This window comes from Vibrio crassostreae 9ZC13, from assembly GCF_000272045.2.
GTDB classification, from domain to species: domain Bacteria; phylum Pseudomonadota; class Gammaproteobacteria; order Enterobacterales; family Vibrionaceae; genus Vibrio; species Vibrio crassostreae_C.
In genome coordinates this window covers 1-1,177 of the sequence record NZ_AJYZ02000015.1, presented here as the reverse complement: position 1 = coordinate 1,177, position 1,177 = coordinate 1, and the positions used below count along the sequence as shown (strand labels likewise).

General features: G+C 46.7%; 1 protein-coding gene. It reads right to left on the bottom strand.

Translation table 11 applies throughout. The annotated features are described in order from the left end of the window. The coding region (tuf, locus tag A136_RS01550) for an elongation factor Tu (RefSeq protein WP_016783752.1) at positions 1–1,177 on the bottom strand (1,177 nt) is incomplete at both ends.

Sequence of the window (1,177 nt, the reverse complement as noted above, 5' to 3'; positions counted from 1 at the left end):
AAGATTTTAGCTACAACACCAGCACCAACTGTACGGCCACCTTCGCGGATTGCGAAACGTAGACCTTCGTCCATTGCGATTGGAGCGATTAGCTCAACAGTCATTTGAACGTTGTCACCTGGCATTACCATTTCTACGCCTTCTGGTAGAGTGATGTCGCCTGTTACGTCAGTTGTACGGAAGTAGAACTGTGGACGGTAACCTTTGAAGAAAGGAGTGTGACGGCCGCCTTCGTCTTTAGAAAGTACGTATACTTCAGACTCAAACTTAGTGTGTGGGTTGATAGAACCTTTCGCAGAAAGTACTTGACCACGTTCAACGTCATCACGCTTAGTACCACGTAGAAGTGCACCAACGTTCTCACCTGCACGACCTTCGTCAAGCAGTTTACGGAACATTTCAACACCAGTACAAGTAGTAAGAGTAGTCTCTTTGATACCAACGATTTCTACTTCGTCACCTACACGTAGGATACCGCGCTCGATACGACCAGTTACAACAGTACCACGACCTTGAATTGAGAATACATCTTCAATTGGTAGTAGGAACGGTTGGTCAACTGCACGCTCTGGCTCAGGAATGTAAGAATCTAGTGCTTCTGCAAGCTCAACGATCTTGTCTTCCCACTGCTTCTCGCCGTTTAGTGCGCCAAGTGCAGAACCTTGGATAACTGGTAGGTCATCACCTGGGAAGTCGTATTCAGAAAGAAGTTCACGAACTTCCATCTCAACTAGCTCAAGTAGCTCTTCGTCATCTACCATGTCACATTTGTTCATGAATACGATGATGTAAGGGATACCAACTTGACGACCAAGTAGGATGTGCTCACGAGTTTGAGGCATAGGGCCGTCAGTCGCAGCAACAACTAGGATACCGCCGTCCATTTGTGCAGCACCAGTGATCATGTTTTTAACATAATCCGCGTGTCCTGGACAGTCTACGTGTGCGTAGTGACGTGCTGGAGTATCGTACTCAACGTGAGAAGTTGCGATTGTGATACCGCGCTCACGCTCTTCTGGAGCGTTATCGATAGATGCGAAATCTTTAGCAACACCACCGTACACTTTTGCAAGAGTAGTACAGATAGCAGCAGTTAGAGTTGTTTTACCGTGGTCAACGTGGCCGATAGTACCAACGTTTACGTGCGGTTTCGTACGTTCAAATTTTTCTTTAGACA